The following is a 15,722-nucleotide window of genomic DNA, read 5'->3' as shown; positions in this document are numbered from 1 at the left end:
AACTAAATCATAGATAAAACAGGGAGTGGAAGCAAGATGACAGCAACGGAGCACCAGCAACCGGATTGGGTAAAGGAAGCCTGGAACCAGACAGTTAATAAGGTGAAGCGAACGAGCAGCCGGATTGGAGACGGATTTCCGCATGCAAGTGTGGATGGTGTGTATAAGCTGGAGCCCGCTTCCTGGTGGACGGCTGGATTCTGGCCGGGGCTGCTGTGGCTTGTTTACCGCGATACGAAGGATGAGGCTTTAAAACAGCTGGCCGAGTCCTGCGAGCGGCAGTTGGATCAAGTAGTGACTGATTATTACAAGCTTGATCATGATATAGGCTTCATGTGGACACTTACAAGTCTGGCCCGCTACAAGCTGCTTGGTGCAGAGGATTCCAAACGCCGTGCCCTGCTTGCAGCCAATCTGCTCGCAGCCCGTTTTAACGTTCAAGGTAATTATATACGTGCCTGGAATCCATGGCGTGAAGGTGAGCAGAATGCCGGATGGGCGATCATCGACTGCATGATGAACCTGCCTCTGCTGCATTGGGCAGCAGCGGTCACAGGTGACCCCCGCTATAAGCATGTGGCGGTACGTCACGCCAATATGGCGCTCGAGCATTTCATTCGCCCGGATGGATCGGTGAATCATATCGTCATATTTGATCCGGAAACCGGAGAGAAGCTGGGAGTAAAAGGTGGACAAGGTTATGCACCAGATTCAGGGTGGTCGCGCGGCACGGCTTGGGCGATTTACGGCATGAGCTTGAGCTATCAGTATACGGCTGACGAGAATTACTTGAATGCGGCCAAACGTGCGGCGCATTTCTTCCTGGCCAACTTGCCGGAAGACCATGTACCTCATTGGGATTTCCGCTTGCCGGAGGGTGTGCCTGCTTACCGCGATACTTCTGCTGGCGCTTGCGCGGCCTGCGGTTTGCTGCTGCTTAGCGATCAGGTGAGCGGTCAGGAATCGGCACTTTACCGTAAGGCTGGGGAGCGCATCCTTCACTCCTTGTATGTGAATTATGGAGCATGGGATTCGGAAACGGAAGAAGGACTTATTGTTCAAGGTACCTCACATTTCCCGGAAGGGAAAAATGTCAACGTGCCACTTATCTACGGCGACTATTATTTTGCTGAGGGCGTAGCACGGCTGGCTGGGCACCGTGACCTGTTCTGGTAAATGGGAGACGGAGGTCGGTATGGACTTTGCTGCCTCCAACGTTTTTATTCCTGGCATATAGGAGGGATGATGAAACATGAGCGGAATCAATAGCTTGAACGAATGGATGATCACTGCAGCGATTTCTATGGTGCTTACATTGATAACGGGCTGCAGTGGAGCCTCCATCGATACGCAATCCCAACCGCCTGCCGTGACGGCCCCATCAGTGTCGGTGCCTGCAGCAGGAACGGGTTCCACTACATCGCAACCCAAACAAGGGCAAACTGGAGCTGTGAATACGGGAATTCCCTATACACAAGAGGTATTTGCTTCGAAGCTGAATGTGCCTTGGGATATGGATATCGCACCGGATGGCCGAATTTTCTTTACGGAACGCGGAGGCATTATCCGAGTCATCGATAAGGGAAAGCTCATGGAACAGCCTGTTTATCGGTTCGAGAAGCCTTTTCTTCAGGAAGGCGAGTCGGGATTGCTCGGACTGGTGCTGGACAAGGACTTCGCGACTAATCATGCTATGTACGTCTACCATACCTACGAAGAAGGAGGAGGAACCCGCAATCAGGTGCTGCGCATGATCGAAAGCAACAATCGACTGCAGCTCGATAAAGTTATTATCGACAAGCTGCCTGGTGCCAGAACGCACGATGGTGGGCGAGTCAAAATAGGCCCGGACGGTATGCTGTACATCACCAGCGGGGACGCCGGTCAATCCTCGATTGCTCAGGATCTAAGCCAATTGGGCGGAAAAATATTGCGCATCCATCCAGATGGCACTATCCCCCGGGATAATCCGTTTCCCGATTCTCCCGTGTATTCATTGGGACATCGGAACCCGCAAGGCTTGGCCTGGCATCCGGTGACAGGCAAGCTGTTCAGCACAGAGCACGGGCAGTCGGCCCATGACGAATTTAATTTGATTGATCCCGGAGCGAATTACGGGTGGCCACTTATTGAGGGCGATGAATCTGAGGTAGCGGATAAGGACAAGAGCAAGCTGGGTCCGGGAACACTCAAGCTGCCTCTTGTGCACAGCGGGAATGAAACCTGGGCGCCATCCGGTATTACTTTTGTTACCAAGGGACCCTGGAAAGGGAATCTGCTCGCAGCCAACCTGCGTGGAGCTCAGCTGCTGCGGGTCGTACTGGGCAGTGACCAGCAATCGATTCAACAGCTGGAGCCCCTGCTCAAGAATGAGCTGGGCCGCATACGCAATGTGATGGAGGGCCCAGATGGCTCGATCTATATCATGACGAACAACCGCGACGGGCGCGGTACCCCAGGTGCTGCTGATGACCAAATCATCCGGTTGAAGCCCAACTTCTAGTCGGATTCAACAGCGGTTAAGTTTGAATAGACGGTCGGATATACAGCGAGTGAATTTTAAAGGACCGAAAGTATGGAAGAACAGAATGAACGGAGAAATGATATATATGTTATCCATGGAAACACTTGTTGACGAGGTCATAACCAAGCAATCGCTGATTCAAGGTACCTTTAGTCAGCCTCGTCCGAATAATCTCTCCGATTGCAGCAAGGTGATGGTGAAGCCGCTCATTTTAAAAGGAGAGCTGCAGTATCAGTTCAGCTCCTATTGTGGTAATAAAGTGCTGCATGACAACATGCGGCCCGATGCTGCAGCCGCTCAGATTCAACGATTGCTGTCAGAAGCATTTCGGCAGGGGCTGCTTCAGACTAAGGATGCCGATTATCAGGTGCTGATCAGCAAGAAGGGCAAGCTGGGTATCTTGACCAAGCCGCCCACGAAGAAGCAAGCTGCCGAGCTTACCCACAATCGCAAAAAAAATTATTTACTGGAGGAAGGCACGCCTGTGCCATTTCTAATCGAGCTTGGGATCATGAATGCCTCAGGTAAGGTGCTTGCACCCAAGTACGATAAATTTCGGCAAATTAACCGATTTGTCGAGCTGATCGCTGATATTGTTCCACATCTGCCAACAGACCGAACATTGAACATCATTGATTTCGGCTGCGGAAAATCCTATTTGACCTTTGCGCTGTACCACTACCTGAAGGAGATACAGGGCTTCGATCTTCGCGTTATCGGACTGGATCTCAAAGAGGATGTCATCCGTCATTGCAGCGATTTAGCTGAACGCTTTGGCTATGAGGGCCTCCAGTTTCTCGTTGGAGATATCGCTCAGTATGACGGGTTGGAGCAAGTGGATATGGTCGTCACCTTGCATGCCTGCGATACGGCTACCGATGCTGCGCTGGAGAAAGCCATCCGCTGGCAGGCTGGTGTTATTTTATCGGTGCCTTGCTGTCAGCATGAATTGTTTCGACAGGTGGAGGCTCAAGTACTAGCTCCGCTTCTGCAGCATGGTATCCTGAAGGAACGATTCTCAGCGCTTGCAACCGACGCGATTCGTGCCAGCCTGCTGGACCTGCTGGGTTATAAAACACAGCTGCTTGAGTTTATCGATATGGAGCATACGCCTAAAAATATATTGATCCGCGCAGTCAAAGCAGCCGCACCGAAGGCCGATGAACTGGCTGCAGCAGCTCGAAGCTATATGGAATTCCGCAGCCTGTTAAGCGCAGAGCCTTATCTGGAAAAAGCGATGAGCAAGGAACTGCAGCCATTGTTAGCTGTCGCAGGTAACATGGCGGAGTAACTTTTAACCATTTATTAGGAACGAGCATGTGAAAATTTACGACAAAGAGGCTCTGGTTATGTAAGGAGTCTCTTTTTGCAATGTTTGAAGTTAGACTATGTTCACAAAAAAATATATTTTGTCGAATGTTCATCTAAAAAACACATAGTTATTCCTTGTATTAGGTCTTTTAGCTTATATCATTGTATAATATTAATATTATAGCTCATTGCGGAGGTGTTACTGTGCTCAAGTGGACTCATTCATTAACTGCACGATTTATGTTATTTACAGGTGTGATTCTGCTAATATTGATCGGGGCTATTTATGCTTACGAGTGGAACAAGATTCGTGTCGATGCAGAAGCACAGCTTTTTGAAAAAGGGAGCGCCATGGTCATTTCTCTCTCCAAAACATTGCAAAGTATTGCTGAGGATGATATCAGGGACGGGACGATTTTGAAAAGCGGAAAGAAGCTCACTGGCGAGGAATTGAAGAAGAATTTGTTCAATGACAAGCTGCAGGTCGTACCGGAAAGCCAAAAGGAAGCCGAGAAGCGCTCCAAAGATCCCGCCTACGGAGACGTGAAGCAAAAGCTTTTTGATGGACGGATGATTCCGCTCGCTCAATATGAGCTTAAGTATACAAGTGCATACGATGAATATACGGATGATCACTGGAAGCGGGTTATCGATGGCTTTTTGGTCGATGAAAATGTGGTTTTTGTGGTGCCGATTGCGTATTCAGCGAATCCCGACTTTAATGGTTATGTGGCGACACATAATACCAAGCTGAGTCTTACAGGTGAGGATTCTAAGGATGCATGGGGAGCTACAGGACTCGCAAGTCAAAAATATCGGGGCAATCGCGTATTCAACGATATTGTCGGTTACTCGGCGGCTTCCTATCAAGATACAACCAAACCGCTGCTGCAAAAATATTCGCAGGTCGTCGAGCAGAAGGTTTTTGAACGATGGGATCTGGCTTATCCGTTAACCATTGATGGCAAGCACTGGGGAGCGGTTCGCGTTGATTTATCCAAAGAAGGCTCTGACGCGTTTATTAACAAGCAGCGTTTAAAATCAGGGCTCGAGCTGGCAGCATTATACATAGGTGTATTGATCATATTATTCATATTATCGGGAGCCATCGTATCTCGGAAGTTAAAGTTTATGCTGCAGGCTGCGATTAATCTGAACTCTCAGGAAGCAGATTTGACCTACCGCATTCCGGTTCGTGGTAAAGATGAAATGGACAGGCTGGCTGAGGAAATTAACCGCTTTATTTTTCATTTACAGATGATGATGAGAACGATAGGAAGGATGTCTAACCAAGTCGGCACGATCTCCAGTGATTTGACGAGCAGTGCCGAACGTTCGAACACGAACGCACAGCTAATGTCTCAGACGGTCCAGGAGCTCACAATGGGTGCCGGGCATCAAGCGACCAGTGCAGAAGACAGCGCTCGAGCGATGGAAGAGATGGCTACCGGAATCCAGCGTATTGCCGAGGCTTCGGCCGATGTGACGGAAGCGACGCAGGAATTGGTACGAGAAGCGGAGCAGGGCAGTCGCGCAGCCGGGCAGGCCGTTAACCAGATGATGACTTTGAGCCAATCCGCGCAGGAGGTTGGTTTTTCAATTGAAAAGCTTGAGCAGGACATGCAGGCGGTGGGCGGCATGGCGCAGGTCATCTCAGGGATCGCTTCACAGACCGGCTTGCTGGCGCTGAATGCGGCTATCGAAGCGGCGAGAGCAGGCGAGCAAGGCAAGGGATTTGCGGTTGTAGCCAGTGAGGTTAGAAAGCTGGCGGATCAATCGGAAGCCTCGGCGCAGCAAATTAACGAACGTATCACGGATATTCAGGCCTCGATGACTGCAGCCGTACAAGCTATGCAGCGGGGTGGAACGGATGTGGAGGACGGTGTTAACGAAGTTAGGCAGCTGCAGCAGGTGTTATCGCGTATGCTGAATTCGGTGAACCTGGTATCCACACAGATGGAGGAAGTATCAGCGGCGGCCGAGCAGATGTCGGCGGGGACAGAGGAAGTTACGGCTGGGATCGAAGAAATAGCGCGTATTGCAGGATCAGCAGCAGATCAGGCGCAGCATCTTGCGGATGCGTCCTTGCATCAGCTGAAGGACTCTGAAGAAACAAGCGATCGGTCCGTAACACTTATGGAGGCTGCTGGTCAGCTGAAAGGAACGGCGGATCGATTCAAGGTGTAGGTTGGGGTATTATAGCAGTAAGCATTGGGTAGAAGCGTATAATGAAGTGATAGTTTGTTCCAACAAAGAGGACGTAATGATGTCAAACATCGTTATATCCTCTTTTTTTCATGGCTAATCAAGTTGGAAAAAGCCGCTTGTTTAAGCGAATTCCGAAATGGTTAAGGAGAAGGTAATAGCATAGATACAAGCTAATGGGAAGACGGGGAGATGGTTAGATGCTACTCGAAGGCTTTTACCACATTGCCCAAAATAACTGGGCCTACGCATATGACAAGGATACAATCCATGTTCGGGTTCGAACGAAACGGGATGATGTGGAGGAAGTGACCGCGGAGACGGGTGACAAGTATAACTGGGACCGGTTTTATCGGGAATATCCCCTTAAGAAAACGGGGGCAGACAAAATGTTTGATTATTGGGAGGCCAGTATCAAGCCTTATAACAAGCGCGTTTCCTATTGTTTTCGCATCCGGGCGGGGTCTGAGACGGTGTGGCTGACGGAAAATGGTGTATTGAGCTATAGGCCCATGCCCACCGGAGGTTATTATGATATCCCCTATATCCATGAAATCGACCTACATACCGTTCCGGAATGGGCGAAGAGAGCTGTATTCTATCAGATCTTTCCGGAGCGATTTGCGAACGGAGACCCATCGATTAATCCGGCCCATACCGAACGATGGGGTGGTAAACCGACTTATGATATCTCATTTGGCGGTGATCTTCAAGGAATCATTGACCATCTCGATTATTTGCAGGATCTGGGCATTACAGCACTGTATTTGACGCCTGTATTTGAAGCGCCCTCTAATCATAAATACGATATTGTAGATTACAAAAAGGTAGACCCCCATTTTGGAACCAATGCGCTGCTCCATGAGCTGGTTCAAGCCTGTCACCTTAAAGGCATCAAGGTCATGCTGGACGCCGTGTTCAATCACTGCAGTGAACAGTTTCCTCCTTTTCAGGACGTATTGAAAAAAGGAAGGAAATCGCAATATGCAGGCTGGTTTCACATAAACAGCTATCCGCTTGCTACAAACGACGGCATTCCGAGCTATGATACGTTCGGCTTTTATGGACATATGCCTAAGCTGAATACGTCCAATCCTGCTGTAAAAAAGTATTTGCTGGAGGTCGCTGAATATTGGGTCAAGGAGGTCGGTATCGACGGATGGCGTCTGGATGTAGCGAATGAAATCGACCATTACTTTTGGCGGGAGTTTCGTGATGTCGTGAAAGCCGCTAATCCGAACGCCTACATTGTTGGCGAAGTGTGGAACGATTCTCTGAAATGGCTGCTCGGAGACCAATTTGATTCAGTGATGAATTATCCATTCTCCAATAAGCTGCTGGAATTTTTCTCTGATTCCCGAATGGATGGTTTTGACTTCGCAACCAGCATCAGCGGACTGTTGATTCGTTATCCGCAGCAGACAAACGAAGTGATTTTCAATTTATTGTGCAGCCACGATACCCCTCGGGTGATGAACCGTGTAGGTAACAATAAGCGGAGATTAAAGCTGTGCGTCGTATTTTTACTTACGTTTATGGGAACGCCGTGCATTTTCTATGGAGATGAGATTGGACTAACTGGTGGAGAGGATCCGGATTGCCGCAAATGTATGGAATGGGATGAGGACAAGCAGGATCGCGAGTTGTTCGATTTTTATAAGCTGCTGATTGCGCTGCGCCGTAAGCATGAGGTGCTCGTATCGGGAAGCTTTCGGTTTCTGAGAGCGGAGCATGGTGATCGTCGCATTATTTATGAACGGTTAAACCATCGGGTGCATTTTACGGTATGGATGAACAATACAGGAGACAAGACGATATTGAGTCACCCGATGGAAACGAACGATTGGGTTGATGCGCTGACGGGCGAGCCTGTGCGGACGAAGGATGGGCGGATGTTTATTCAGCTTGAGGAATTCGGCTACCGGATTTTATATCGCTCCCTGCAGTAACGTTGACAGTAGGATCGATTACTTTTTTTAACAACTGCACGGGAGTGGTTATCATGCTGCAAAATAAATTTTTTCGGTTGTGTATCGGTATTATTCTGGTTTTAATCATCTTTAATTTGATGGATCGGGTCGGTTATTTGTTTAGTCCGCTGCTGATGATGTTCCAAACTTTGTTTGTGCCGATTTTGATCTCGGGATTTTTATATTATATGATCCGACCGCTCGTTAACTTTTTGGAGAAAAAAGGTATTAAACGCGCTGTAGGCACCTTGTTGATTTATTTTGTCATTACGAGCCTGACTGTGCTGTTTGTCGTAGCGTTCGGCCCGATGCTGCAAGCCCAAATCCAAAATTTTATTACGAATGTACCTGAATTGGTCGAGAGCACCAAGGTGCAGATTGAAAAGCTGCAGCAAAATCGGCTGCTTGCCGCTTATTTCACGAAAGATCATGGGGATCTCTCTACCAAAATTGCTGAATATGTCAACAATGCGATTACGTATGCAACTAACTATTTAAGCAATATGATCAGCTTTATGACCAGCATTTTACTGCTGATTACGACGATCCCAATCATTTTGTATTATTTGTTGATTGGTGGACACAAAGCGATGGAGAACGTGGTAGGGATGCTGCCCAAGGGGTATACACATGTAGCTCGAGAAACGCTGGAGGAAATCGACGGTGTGCTGAGCGGTTATATTATTGGTCGTATCATTATCAGCGTCTGTCTTGGTGCTTTGATTTACGTTGGCTTTCTGGTCATAGGACTGCCGTATCCGCTGCTCCTCGCAATCATCGTTGCCGTCACCAACCTGATTCCGTTCATTGGCCCCATTATTGGTGCGGTACCGGCATTGATCGTGGCCTTTACGCAATCGTACCCGATGATGATGTGGGTAGCTCTGCTCATTATTGTCGCCCAACAGCTGGACGATACACTGCTGGCTCCACATGTATTTGGGAAACGGATGGATGTGCATCCGCTGACGATTGTATTATTACTGCTGGTTGGTGAAAATTTGGCAGGTATTCTGGGTATGCTACTAGCAATTCCCGTTTACATGGTGGTGAAAATTGTCTTGCTGAGGATCAATCGTCTATTCGTTTTTCGCTATGAATAACAAGTCGGTTTAAGGCTGTCGGCGGTTTCAATTAGGCGCTGGAGCGTTTAATAGAAGATACAACCTATGACAGGGAGGGATTATTGATGTCTAAAAAAGATTGCATTGCCATGCTTCTTGCAGGAGGTGAAGGGCGCAGACTTTCTCCTTTGACGAATAATTTGGCTAAGCCTGCCGTTCCCTTCGGGGGTGAATATCGCATTATCGATTTCCCTTTAAGCAACTGTGCGAATTCCGGCATTCATACTGTAGGGGTTCTAACGCAATATGCGTCCGAATCGCTGCATACGCATATAGGTGGTGGCGAACCTTGGGGCTTGTACGGCTCCGATGCGGATGGTGTTTCTTTGCTGGCGGCTTCTCCCGAGGACCCGTGCGGTTATCTGGGAACAGCCGATGCTATTTACAAAAACCTGAGCTTTATCGACGATCACAACCCGGATGATGTGTTGATCTTATCCGGTGACCATATTTATTCGATGGATTATCGCAAGCTAAGAGACGTTCATACCGCTAGCGGGGCCGATGCTACGGTGTCGGTCATGGAGGTACCGCTCGCTGAGGCGCATCGTTTTGGTATCGTCGGGGTTGATGAGAGCATGCGTATCGTGAACTTTGTTGAGAAGCCGACCAAGCCTCAGAGCACTCTCGCTTCGATGGGGATTTATATATTCAAATGGTCGTATTTGCGAAAGATGCTTATTGAGGATTCGGAAAATCCGAAGTCGAGCCATGATTTTGGCAAGGATATTATTCCGCGTATGCTGCGTCTCGATGGCAAATTGTATGCATATCCATTTGAAGGCTACTGGCGTGACGTGGGTACGGTAGATAGTTTGTGGGAAGCCCACATGGATTTATTGGAGCAGGATATGGAGCCACATCTCGAGCCTGATCCTCATGCATGGCAGACCTACAGCCGCGACCAATATATGGGAAGCGGACGTTCTCCCATCTCACGGACAGACGAGCACGATTCCTCGCTTTCCCATTGGAACAATGCGGTGCTTGGCGACGTACAGCGCACAGTCGTATTCTATGGCGTTCAGGTAGCTGAAGGCAGTGTGGTAGCGAATAGCGTGCTTATGCCTAATGTGAAAATAGGCCGTGATGTCCATGTAGCTTATGCTATTATTGGAGAAGGAGCCATTATCAAGGATGGGACTCGAATCGAAGGCAGTATAGGTAAAATCGAAGTCATTGCACCGCATGCCGTTATCGAAGGGAGTGCGTTCGCCCCTTCAACGGCCCTTAACATTCAACAAACCTAATAGTGGAGGGATTTGTGCATGATGAATGCGAACGACGCACTAGAGCAAAGCATACAGCAGAGGCTGCAGGGCAAGGTAGCTGTAATAACGGGAGGCGGATCCGGGATCGGTAAGGGCAGTGCCTTATTGATGGCGCGTCATGGTGCCAAAATATGCCTGTTCGATCGCACGCTGGACAACGCCAATAAAGTCCGTGATGAGATCATAGCGGCAGGCGGTGAAGCTGCCGTTATACATACGGATGTGTCCCAGGCCAACAATGTTGAGGAGTCCTATAAAGAGGCTTTGCATACGTACGGTCGTTTGGATATTGTGTTTGCTAATGCCGGGATTAACGGTGCGATGACTTCGATTGAGCATATGGAGGTCGAGGATTGGCAGCAAACAATCGATATCAACCTCAGAGGTACATTTCTGACTGTCAAATATGCGATTCCTTATTTGAAAGAAAGCGGCGGTAGTATTCTGATCAACAGTTCGATTAATGGCAATCGCGTTTTTTCGAATATTGGATTCAGTGCTTATGCCTCCAGTAAGGCGGGGCAGGTAGCTTTTATGAAAATGGCTGCCTTGGAGCTGGCACGTTATAAAATCCGTGTCAACGCCATTTGCCCAGGTGCAATTGAGACTTCGATTGACGATAATACATTTAAAAAGCCGGAATTAAAGGAAGTCCAAATTCCTGTGCAATATCCCGAAGGCGACCAGCCGCTAGCCCATAAATCGGGGTCAGCCGAGCAAGTAGCGCAGCTGGCGTTGTTCCTGGCTTCCCACGACTCCTCACATATTACTGGTACCGAGATTTATATTGATGGAGCAGAATCACTGATCCATGGATAAGCGGCGGCGAGTCGAATAAACAGAAATCCCCCTGATGATCAGGCAAACGGCACACCAAGTGCGCTGCCAGGTCATCAGGGGGATTGTTTTTTGTTTCTATATCCTTGTCTTCGATGGTCGTAGTTTATTCCATACGGTTTAGAAGCTCGTCTGTGACATCTACCATCGAGTCCTCTGTTTGCGACAATGGCTGGCTTTTTCCAAAGAAGGAACGGACCCTCAGCCCTTTAAAGGTTGCGCTCATTTCAAATAGCTTGGTGATGGCATCGTCCTTGCTCAAAGGCCCAGCCAAAATTTTTTTGCGATATACAATGTAATATTTATTCATCTAAACCCCCCGTTGGTCGCGCTGCTCATGTTGGCTTTGATTGGTATTCGTATAAAGTCGGGATTTGGATCACTCTATTTTTGAATTTTTTGAAATTTTTTTGAAAACCAAAGATGACAAGCCCGTTTATCCTCGCATACAGCTATGCTACAATATATAGGCCTCATGGGATGGGGCTTGTAGTTAAATATTAAAGGATCGGATGTCATCATGGGGTATTTTCTGCTTATATTGGCTACACTGTCATGGAGTTTTGTAGGGATTTTGGTAAAAACAGCAGCTGCGATGGTAGACAGCACAACGATTACGTTTGCCCGCTTCGGGATCGGGATTGTCTTTTTGGGGATATGGCTGCTGCTGAGACATCGCAGGCTTAGCTTGGATATCGGAATGAAATGGATTTGGATTGGTGTGATCGGCAAATGCTGCAATTATTTTTTTGAAAATATGGCGTTATCGATCGGTTCCTCTTACGGTAATATATTGGTTGGTCCACTGCAAACAGTGCTGTTGCTGATCATATCGGCCTTTGTGTTCAAGGAATATGTGTCAGGGCGCGGTTGGATGGCTGCGGGCTTGTGTGTAGCCGGGGTAGTGACGATTAGCTGGAATGGCTTGCCGATTGGCGAGGTGCTGACAAGTAATGGGCTGGTTACGGTATTGTATATGCTATCAGCCGTCGGAAGCGCGCTGCATGTGCTCAGTCAAAAGATGCTGATCCAGTCCATGGATGCAGGAAAAATGAATTTTTCCGTCTTTTTCTGGTGTTCTGTGCTCATGGCGTTACCGCTGCCTTTTCAAGCACATATGACGGGACCGGTTAACGGTTGGGGGATCATGGCATTGATCGGTTTAGGCTTAATCACAGGCTTAAGCTTTAACTGGTTTGCACAGGCGATGAAACGGGTGAGCTTCACCGTCGCCATCCTTGTCAGCAACAGCAGTATACTATTTACGATTGCATGGTCCTATTTATTTTTCCACGATCGGATCACGTTGTATATTTTGAGCGGAGCCGGGATGTTTATTGGAGGAATTCTGCTGCTTAATTGGCCGATTGAAGCGGGCTCGGATCAAAGAATTGGAAGCTTAAGTGAGCCAGGTGCAATAGGCGCCTGTCGGAGCTGCACAGCTCATAGCGATCAAAGTAAGGAGGTCATAACATGGAAACTGCAGGTCATTCGGAGTATCGACTGCAGGGATTGCCGCCAATCATCGATGCATCGAGTCGCACACTGATTTTGGGCTCAATGCCAGGTGAAGTCTCCTTGAACAAGCAGGAGTATTATGGGCATCCTCGCAATCATTTTTGGCCGCTGCTCTATGCCATTTGGGGTGAAGGAAGACCGCCAGAAACTGCATACAGGGATCGGTTGGATTTTGCGCTGGAGCAGGGTGTAGGCCTGTGGGATGTTCTGGCGGGCTGTGAGCGGGAAGGCAGTCTTGATGCGGATATACGGAAGCCGGAGGCTAATGATTTTATCCTGCTGCTGAACGAATACCCAACCATAGAGCGGGTGTTCTTTAATGGCAAGGCGGCTGAGCAGCTGTATCGCAAGCAGGTGCTTCCAAAGCTGTTGAAGCGAGAGAACGACACGAATATAGGGCGCGGCACCAATATAACGTACGATACATTACCCTCATCAAGTCCGGCCAGAGCCATGTCTTTACAGGATAAGCTGGTGGATTGGCGTAAATTGGGGGATGCTTAAGGTATAAGCTTCATTACACGGGGTTATTTTCTTGGACGAATGCTTATGAATCAATCGTTCCTTGAAGGGAACACGCTGAGGAGGAGTCATGATGGTCAAACAGCCAAGTATCGTGCCATTTGGGTATGAGCCAGAGAAGGAGCGGCAAGGTCCACGAGGGACCATGTGGGTATACGATAGCTTTGCGGATTGTGGTGCTCAACAGCTTGTGCGAATTGTAAGCTTGGCGTCACGAATAGAAATGAAAAAGCTGGTGTTCTATCCGCTGCATGAAGAAACCTTGCGACGTATGGGCGAGCCGGGAGCTGCACCCTTTTACCGTAGAACGGATGAGTTGGAGGAACTGCTGGATAACATGGAGCTGCCCGTTGATACGGCGATTGATCGCTGGGAGGGGCGTCGCAAAAAATACACCCCGATGGACACGGCCTTCCGATTTTTGGAGGAGAAGTATGCAGGTCCTTACTTTGTGTATATGACGGTGGATACGGCGAATACGGCAGCGAGCTTTGATAGCTTCGAATTCTGGATTAAAAAGCTGCGGCTCTGCATCGATTTCAAGCTCGCTTCAACGGAGTCCCTGCACCCCAAGCTGCAAGCTTTTGCTCACCGCTGGGAAGCTGTAGATTAGGGATCAGCTGTTGAACAACCGAGCGTTTTGTCTAAGTTTTGGCCCTTAATTTCTCATCGCGATGCGAATCTTATAGTACCCCTTAACAGGGGATACAAGATGAAGCTTACGTCGTAAAATGATGCGACACTCCTAAGGAGGATAACGATGAGAAAACTAGCATGGGTCATAGCTGCCTGCTTAGGCATAACACTGATCATTTATGGATTCACGGCTTGGGGCGGACAAGAGGTATCGGCAGAGGTTTCACAAGAAACGAAGGGCAGCTTTGTTCGGCTGGAGCCTGGGGGCAAAAAGCTGGTAGTCACCGCAGGGGGAAATGAAACGGTATATCCGTTGTCATCCACGGTCTGGGTATATCGGAATATGGAAAAGTCAGCAGCAGAGCAGCTTCAAGCTGGAGATGGGCTAGAAATCATATTGAATGCAAAGGAGCAGGTGGCATATATCAAAGCAACCTCACCTCAATTTGCAGCCTCGCAGTCATCTGCAGGAACAGTTGGTGCTGGGACGGGGGCAGATGGGAATGCGGGTGTAGCGCCTTCGCCTGGTACTGAATCCACTGTGCTCCCGAACGCAGCTGTCAAGCCGGATTCGAGTAGTGGGGCAACATCTCCAGCGGCAGGTGCAGCAAGCGGGAGTCCGACACCGTCGGGTGTGGCAGCGACGCCAGGGGCAGCTAATGCCGCCGCGGTAACGTCGAAGGACAATGAAGCTTATCTGGACAAACTATCGATCGAATGGAAAAGTCGCGATTTGATTCTCCGAGTTAAACGTCAGGGTGGAGATCCCTCGGCAAAAGCAAACGATGTTATTATTCAGGGCAAGGATCTTTCAGGCATACATTTGACGGGTACTTCGGCGGAGTCGTTTATACAACAGCTAGTCAAAGGACTGCCACAGCAGCAACCAGCTTTTGAAGCGCTTTTGAAGAAAAGAATTGCCGAGCAGTTTCAGGTGAAGGATGACAAGGTGGATTGGAAGCTGGATGTGAAATGGAAGCAAAGCTCTTCTGCTGCTGACAAGTCGAAACCAATCCTTTCGAACCAGGATAAAGAGGACGACAAGGACAACGAAAAGAATAAAGATAAAGCGAAAGGTAAGGATTTTAATAAAGGAAAAGATAATGGTAAGCACTTTGAACGAGATTAGATAACAATAAGCGATCATACAAGGCCTTCAATCCTGCGCAGTTTCTGCGATGTGCGATTGGAGGCTTTTCATATGAGACAAAGCGAATGTATTCATTTTATGCAATTTCAGGATACTCACAGTTTTCACTCAGGGTGAATTCAGGTAGGCGCGGTAAGATGATCTTGTAAACAACAAATACAAACTTATGGAGGAATATACGATGAAACTTAACAAAAAATTGGTTGCAACAACACTTGGGGCTATGCTGGCATTGAGCGCAATGGGATCGGCATTTGCCGCTGACCTTACTACAACGAATACGAATCCGAATCTGGGAGTAGCCAAGCCCTATACAGTGAACAAAGATGATGTCAGTAAAGGCGGGTTCCGAGGTGGTGCAAGCTTGGAAAAGCAGGCTGCAGAGAAAGGGATCACGGTTGATGCTTTGAAGGTGCAATTGGAGCAGGAGCGTCAGGCGAAGCTGGAAAAGCAAGCGGCTGAAAAAGGCATCACTGTCGATGAACTGAAAGCACTGCTGGAGCAGGAACGTGGAACCAGAGGTGGTAATAAGGACGGAGGCAAAGGCGGATTCCCTGGTGGCTTTGGTGGCGGTCAGGATCTGGAAAAGCTAGCCGCTGAAAAAGGGATTACGGTAGAAGCCTTGAAGGCACAATTCGAGCAGGAGCGCCAGGC

General features: G+C 48.6%; 13 protein-coding genes and 1 pseudogene. 13 read left to right on the top strand and 1 reads right to left on the bottom strand.

Annotated features, from left to right (window positions below):
• The first annotated feature begins 36 nt into the window (after positions 1 to 36).
• From BK127_RS29995 to BK127_RS29960, 8 genes are all read left to right on the top strand, one after another.
• Positions 37 to 1,176, top strand: coding sequence for a glycoside hydrolase family 88 protein (locus BK127_RS29995; RefSeq protein ID WP_076235792.1), 1,140 nt, complete (start codon positions 37 to 39; stop codon positions 1,174 to 1,176).
• A 76-nt stretch (positions 1,177 to 1,252) separates the two neighbouring features.
• Positions 1,253 to 2,503 carry a PQQ-dependent sugar dehydrogenase gene (locus BK127_RS29990; protein ID WP_076235791.1) on the top strand — a complete coding sequence of 417 codons (1,251 nt, stop codon included), beginning with the start codon at positions 1,253 to 1,255 and terminating at the stop codon, positions 2,501 to 2,503.
• A 106-nt stretch (positions 2,504 to 2,609) separates the two neighbouring features.
• Positions 2,610 to 3,815 (top strand): class I SAM-dependent methyltransferase, encoded by a 1,206-nt coding sequence (locus tag BK127_RS29985; RefSeq protein WP_076235855.1) that lies wholly within the window; start codon positions 2,610 to 2,612, stop codon positions 3,813 to 3,815.
• A gap of 224 nt (positions 3,816 to 4,039) precedes the next feature.
• Complete coding sequence (locus BK127_RS29980; protein ID WP_083689707.1) at positions 4,040 to 6,022, top strand: methyl-accepting chemotaxis protein; 1,983 nt, start codon at positions 4,040 to 4,042, stop codon at positions 6,020 to 6,022.
• A gap of 218 nt (positions 6,023 to 6,240) precedes the next feature.
• Positions 6,241 to 7,989 (top strand): alpha-glycosidase, encoded by a 1,749-nt coding sequence (locus BK127_RS29975; RefSeq protein WP_076235790.1) that lies wholly within the window; start codon positions 6,241 to 6,243, stop codon positions 7,987 to 7,989.
• Between the two features lie 53 nt (positions 7,990 to 8,042).
• Entirely contained in the window at positions 8,043 to 9,113 is a 1,071-nt protein-coding gene (locus BK127_RS29970) for an AI-2E family transporter (RefSeq protein ID WP_076235789.1), read from the top strand.
• 86 nt (positions 9,114 to 9,199) lie between these two features.
• Complete coding sequence (locus tag BK127_RS29965; RefSeq protein WP_076235788.1) at positions 9,200 to 10,384, top strand: glucose-1-phosphate adenylyltransferase; 1,185 nt, start codon at positions 9,200 to 9,202, stop codon at positions 10,382 to 10,384.
• Between the two features lie 21 nt (positions 10,385 to 10,405).
• Positions 10,406 to 11,224 carry an SDR family oxidoreductase gene (locus BK127_RS29960; RefSeq protein WP_076235853.1) on the top strand — a complete coding sequence of 273 codons (819 nt, stop codon included), beginning with the start codon at positions 10,406 to 10,408 and terminating at the stop codon, positions 11,222 to 11,224.
• A 124-nt stretch (positions 11,225 to 11,348) separates the two neighbouring features.
• Here BK127_RS29960 and BK127_RS29955 read toward each other — a convergent pair whose 3' ends face one another.
• A complete protein-coding gene (locus tag BK127_RS29955; protein WP_076235787.1) occupies positions 11,349 to 11,552 on the bottom strand; it encodes a hypothetical protein in 204 nt (67 codons plus the stop codon).
• A gap of 210 nt (positions 11,553 to 11,762) precedes the next feature.
• Between BK127_RS29955 and BK127_RS29950 the strand changes: the two genes are divergently transcribed.
• The 5 genes and pseudogenes from BK127_RS29950 to BK127_RS29930 form a co-directional block, all read left to right on the top strand.
• The gene (locus BK127_RS29950; protein WP_076235786.1) at positions 11,763 to 12,791 is read left to right on the top strand and encodes a DMT family transporter; all 1,029 of its coding nucleotides are present in this window, start codon (positions 11,763 to 11,765) and stop codon (positions 12,789 to 12,791) included.
• Complete coding sequence (locus BK127_RS29945; protein ID WP_076235785.1) at positions 12,716 to 13,264, top strand: DNA-deoxyinosine glycosylase; 549 nt, start codon at positions 12,716 to 12,718, stop codon at positions 13,262 to 13,264. The genes BK127_RS29950 and BK127_RS29945 overlap by 76 nt, the downstream gene beginning before the upstream one ends.
• Positions 13,265 to 13,355: 91 nt before the next feature.
• Positions 13,356 to 13,895, top strand: a complete 540-nt coding sequence (locus BK127_RS29940; protein WP_076235784.1) for a hypothetical protein — start codon at positions 13,356 to 13,358, stop codon at positions 13,893 to 13,895.
• Positions 13,896 to 14,042: 147 nt separating this feature from the next.
• Positions 14,043 to 15,047, top strand: a complete 1,005-nt coding sequence (locus BK127_RS29935; protein WP_076235783.1) for a hypothetical protein — start codon at positions 14,043 to 14,045, stop codon at positions 15,045 to 15,047.
• A gap of 202 nt (positions 15,048 to 15,249) precedes the next feature.
• A pseudogene (locus BK127_RS29930) lies at positions 15,250 to 15,722 on the top strand (hypothetical protein); the annotation flags it as partial.

Source organism: Paenibacillus sp. FSL H7-0331, from assembly GCF_001956045.1.
The sequence above is the reverse complement of the archived record's forward strand: the minus strand, read 5'-3'. Positions and strand labels throughout refer to the sequence as shown.